This window comes from Rhodococcus sp. T2V (genome assembly GCF_029269925.1).
GTDB lineage: Bacteria > Actinomycetota > Actinomycetes > Mycobacteriales > Mycobacteriaceae > Rhodococcus_F > Rhodococcus_F koreensis.
On sequence record NZ_JARJBD010000214.1, the window covers coordinates 1 to 4,314 of the forward strand.

General features: G+C 64.6%; 6 protein-coding genes. All 6 read right to left on the minus strand.

The window, feature by feature from the left end; genetic code table 11:
- Window positions 1-438 precede the first annotated feature (438 nt).
- A complete protein-coding gene (locus tag P3H15_RS53150) occupies window positions 439-900 on the minus strand; it encodes a hypothetical protein (protein WP_276144689.1) in 462 nt (153 codons plus the stop codon).
- A gap of 121 nt (window positions 901-1,021) precedes the next feature.
- The gene (locus P3H15_RS53155) at window positions 1,022-1,477 is read right to left on the minus strand and encodes a succinate dehydrogenase (RefSeq protein ID WP_276144690.1); all 456 of its coding nucleotides are present in this window, start codon (window positions 1,475-1,477) and stop codon (window positions 1,022-1,024) included.
- A 14-nt stretch (window positions 1,478-1,491) separates the two neighbouring features.
- A complete protein-coding gene (sdhC, locus tag P3H15_RS53160; RefSeq protein ID WP_276144691.1) occupies window positions 1,492-1,914 on the minus strand; it encodes a succinate dehydrogenase, cytochrome b556 subunit in 423 nt (140 codons plus the stop codon).
- A 90-nt stretch (window positions 1,915-2,004) separates the two neighbouring features.
- On the minus strand, window positions 2,005-3,225 hold the full coding sequence (locus tag P3H15_RS53165) for an NAD(P)/FAD-dependent oxidoreductase (protein WP_276144692.1): 1,221 nt from the start codon (window positions 3,223-3,225) through the stop codon (window positions 2,005-2,007).
- 68 nt (window positions 3,226-3,293) lie between these two features.
- Window positions 3,294-3,776 (minus strand): Rrf2 family transcriptional regulator, encoded by a 483-nt coding sequence (locus P3H15_RS53170; RefSeq protein WP_276144693.1) that lies wholly within the window; start codon window positions 3,774-3,776, stop codon window positions 3,294-3,296.
- Between the two features lie 64 nt (window positions 3,777-3,840).
- A complete protein-coding gene (locus tag P3H15_RS53175) occupies window positions 3,841-4,203 on the minus strand; it encodes a WhiB family transcriptional regulator (protein WP_276144694.1) in 363 nt (120 codons plus the stop codon).
- Between the last annotated feature and the right edge of the window lie 111 nt (window positions 4,204-4,314).

The window sequence follows — 4,314 nt, forward strand, 5'->3', positions numbered from 1 at the left end:
GCCGCACCGTCCCGGATCTGCACCCCATGCTCGACCACCTCGACTCCGAACTCGATCTCCTCGAAACCGCCGTCGGTCTGTGACGCAAATTCGCAGTGGCGGTCACCACCGCAACCTCTGCATCGCGACGGATCCACTCCGCCAGCCGACCTCTCACGAGCACGACGAGCACCCCGCTCACCATCCCGTGCCCGCGGCGAATACTCGCTGAACCGCTGCCGCACCGCTGACACCGGCGGTCCGCAGCGCCTGAGATCGATCCTGACTCGGCCACGGCCTTGACGTAAGTCATCTGACGAAGCGTGTAGTCAGGCATCGGACGCTCTCCGATTCAGTAGTGGACGCGCGGAGTACATTTGACCTCTACTTGCGCTTGTGGCTCTTGCCATACTCGCTTATCCCGTATCGACACTTGCCCCAATTCGCGTCGCAGCTCGGTCAAGATCGCACGGCGTTTCGGTCCGACTTCTGGAGTGCGGATGCTCGGGCCAACGCGAGGACCGCGTTCCGGTGGTCGCGTGCGATCTCGTACCCACCGGCGAGGAGGAACCACTCCCGCCAATCGTCGGGGCGGGCGGCGACACCCGCGCGGCAGCGGGCAAGATGTTCACTGGCCGCAACGGGCAGCACACGACCGGACGGACGACGTGCCAGCTCGGGGTATGCTCGATAGTCCTGTTGGGCAACCATCTTTGCGAGCAGGATGTCAGCGGTGCGGCCGAATCGGACCTGGCTGGCTGTCAGCACTCCGATGACACCACCGAACACGATCAGTGCCACCCCCACCGAGATGCCCGCAATCGTCCCGGTCGCGAGTAACGCCACGGCCGTTGCACCCAACGCGAGCAGCCCGGCGCCGACAACCATCGCCGATCCCAACGCCACCAACCTCTTGTCCACCCTACTCACCGTCCCGGCCGATTCCGGACGAGCTGCCGAACAACGAAAACTGTGAACCACACTATGAATACCGCCGCCAAGGCAAGGACGGCTTCGAAGAAGAGTCCCAAGGACATGACGATCACTCCTGGTGTGACGATGCGGCCGGTGCCGGACAGAACGAGGGCAGATCCCCGACCGCGCCCGGGCACGGGTCGAACGTGAAGATGGTCAATGTCCCGGCGACCAACATCAGCACTGCTGCCGCCGTGACCAGTGTGTTCAGCCAGAACCGCAGCACCGGCCGCGCCGTATAGTCGGCGATGATGACCCGCACCCCATTCGTGCCGTGCAGGACCGCCAACAGCAGGATCAGGAAATCCCACAGTTGCCAGAACGGGCTCGCCCACTTTCCTGCCACGAAAGCGAAGTCGACCTTGAACACCCCGTCGCCGGCCACCACGTTGACGTACACGTGCACCAGAACCAACACCAACAACACGACTCCGGACAACCGCATGAACAGCCAGGCGTACTTCTCGAAACTTGCGCGTCTCGGCACCGCTTTTACCGCAGCTATGTTCGCTGTCTCACTCATCGCAAGTTCACCTCTCACAGATAGTGGCTCAGATGTCGAATGACGAACGGCACCATAATCAACACCCACAAGACGATCACGGTCCACAGCATCCACCGGGACTTGTCGATGCCCTTCGACCAGAAGTCGAGAAGGACGATGCGGATCCCGTTGAACCCGTGCCCGAGGATGGCGGCGACCAGTCCGATTTCGCCGATACCCATCACCAGGGTCTTGTATGTGCCGATCACCTCGTCGTAGGCAGCGGGCGAGACCCGCAACATCAGGTTGTCCGCCACGTGCACCAACAGGAAGACGTAGATCACCATCCCACTGACCCGTTGCGCCACCCACGCCCACATCGACAACCCGCCTCGGTAGAACGTGCTGCGGGCGGGACCGGTTCGGTCCGGCGATCGGTCCACACTCAGGACGTCGCGGGGTTCAGTGTCATCCATGTCTTGCCTCCTCAGGACGGAACCTTCAATGTCTGACGAGCGCCACCGACGCGGCGGGCATTCCCCGCATCCGCGGCGTGTGGGCAATTCTCAGGTGAGAGCCTCGAGTTCGGCCGATCGCCAGGTTCCGTCCGGAACCGCCAGCGACAGCAGAGCCTCCGGATCACCGACGGGCGGATAGATCGCAACGGTGTTGATCGACTTCTTCACCACCGCTCCCTCCGCGCCTGTCATCTGCACCTGTCGGTCCCACCCGGAAGCGAAGACTGCCCCGGCCGGTCCGAGAGCCAGGCAGGTGACATACGACGCGGGAGCGAACGGCACGAGATCTCGGTCGAGCAGATCGGCGACAGCGTTGTGCCCGACGAACTTTCCCTGCGGCAGCGCATGCTGGCAACTCTGCATCACGACGTGGCCGGGGTCTGCGTACGCGGCGGCGGTATCTCCCGCGGCGAACACGTCTGCGAGACCGGCCACCTTCAGATGCTCATCGACGGTGAGACGACCGAGTCGGTCTCGTTCTCCGGGGATGTGCGCTGTCAGGGGGCTGGCCTGCATGCCCGCCGTCCAGATCACCGTGTTCGCGGCGATCCGGTTGCCGTCGGCGAACTGCACTCCGTGCGCGTCGACCGAGGTCACATCCACGCCGAGGCGGACTTCGATCCCGAGGGTGTCGAGGGCTTCGAGGATCGCAGGACGCGGTCCCGCACCGAGCCCGGATCCGACGACGTCACCGCGATCGAGCAGGATCACCCGGATCGGCGCATCCGCGGCGATCTCGCGGAGTCGATCGGTGAGTTCGGCGGCGATCTCGAGTCCGGTGAATCCTGCCCCGATCACGACCACCGTGTACCGGCCCTCCGAATCCGGGCACGCGGGCAGGCTTCGCAGGTGCCCGTCGAGATAGGTGGCGGCACCGAGCGTGTCGATGTCGAAGAGGTGCTGGGCACCGGGAACTGTGGGGGTGACGAGTCGGCTGCCCGTGGCCAGCACCAAACGGTCGTAGCTCAGAGACGTGGTATCACCGGTTCGGGTGATCCCGTGAGCCTGGTTGGTGGTGGTATCGATGGATGTGATCGTGGCCGCGACCCGCTCCACTCCGATCGGGCCGAGCAGCCCGTCGAGGGAGCAGCGTTTGGTCTCCGGCTCCCGCTCGTAGAGGCGGGGCCGGATGACGTGGTCGTCACCAGCATCGACCAGTGTGATCGTGAGGTCCTTCCGCGGCACGCCCGCATCGCGTCGCAGCCGGGCGGCGCTGGCCGCCGCCCAGACTCCTGCGAAACCGCCTCCAATAATCAGGACATTTGACATCTAGATTCTCCTCATGTGTGAACCGCCCACCTCGGACGGATGATTCGAAAGTTCCCGCTTGTGTGCGATCAGCCCCGGTCGTATGCCCGGCGCATACGCTCGGCGAGTCCCGGAGCGTGCCGCTCAGCCTCGACCCGGACGTCGTCGACGCTCTGACCGGCCAACTCCCGCCGCCACGCCAGATCCGCCTTTCGCATCGCCATCGACACCGCGCACGGCATAGACAACTGACCGGCCGGCATGTCGGCACCGACGCCCTGGGCACGGATCTCGGTGCACCGAAACGCCTCCTCGGCACCCTCGATGGCGGTGACGACGTCCAGGACACTGATGTGCTTGGCCGAGCGGGTCAACACGAACCCGCCCGCGGCACCAGGCACGGACGTCAAGATCCCCGCGCGCACGAGCGCCTGCAACTGTTTGTTCAGGTACGGAGCCGGCAGATCGTAACTGCGTGCGAGCGCAGCGGTCGACACCGGGCGATCGTCATCCACCCACGCCAGAGACAGCACAACGTGCATTGCCCACTCGACACCTCGCGACATCCGCATAACCTAGATAGTAAATATCCAGATATGTGCCGTCAAGACGCTGACCCCCACCGCGGTCGGCCTGTCACTGCCTTCCGGGGCGGGGGTGTCGCGGCGAGATGCGAAGACTCCTGGCCGGCTTACGGTTTGACTGTGGATTCAGCTGGGGCCGATCCTGACCGAATCGCCGATCCGATTCGGTCAGCCCTCCCCAGACGCCGTAGGGTTCGCCGACGTCGAGTGCGTGGCGTCGGCATTCGTGCCGGACCGGGCAACCCCGGCAGAGTTCCTGCGCCTGCCTCTCCCGGCGAATTCGCGTTGCTCTGCTTTCGCCGTCCGGCCCGAAGAAGACGTCCGCCCGGGTGGTGCGGCACAGCGCGCGGGTCTGCCAGTCCCAGAGATCGGAGTGGGGTGTCAGCAGACGAACGGTGAGTGTCAAAGATGGCATGAGACAGTCGTTTCCGAGGCCTAGTGGTCGTCTTCGCCTCCGACGCCTAGTGGTCGTCTTCGCCGATTCTGTGGACGTGGATCAGGTTGGTCGAGCCTACGGTGCCGGGCG

Bases quoted from the DNA above. Each gene is read 5' to 3' on its own strand.
- P3H15_RS53155 (WP_276144690.1), bottom strand. From the start codon at position 1,477: ATGAGTGAGACAGCGAACATAGCTGCGGTAAAAGCGGTGCCGAGACGC.
- sdhC (WP_276144691.1), bottom strand. From the start codon at position 1,914: ATGGATGACACTGAACCCCGCGACGTCCTGAGTGTGGACCGATCGCCG.
- P3H15_RS53165 (WP_276144692.1), bottom strand. From the start codon at position 3,225: ATGTCAAATGTCCTGATTATTGGAGGCGGTTTCGCAGGAGTCTGGGCG.
- P3H15_RS53170 (WP_276144693.1), bottom strand. From the start codon at position 3,776: ATGCGGATGTCGCGAGGTGTCGAGTGGGCAATGCACGTTGTGCTGTCT.
- P3H15_RS53175 (WP_276144694.1), bottom strand. From the start codon at position 4,203: ATGCCATCTTTGACACTCACCGTTCGTCTGCTGACACCCCACTCCGAT.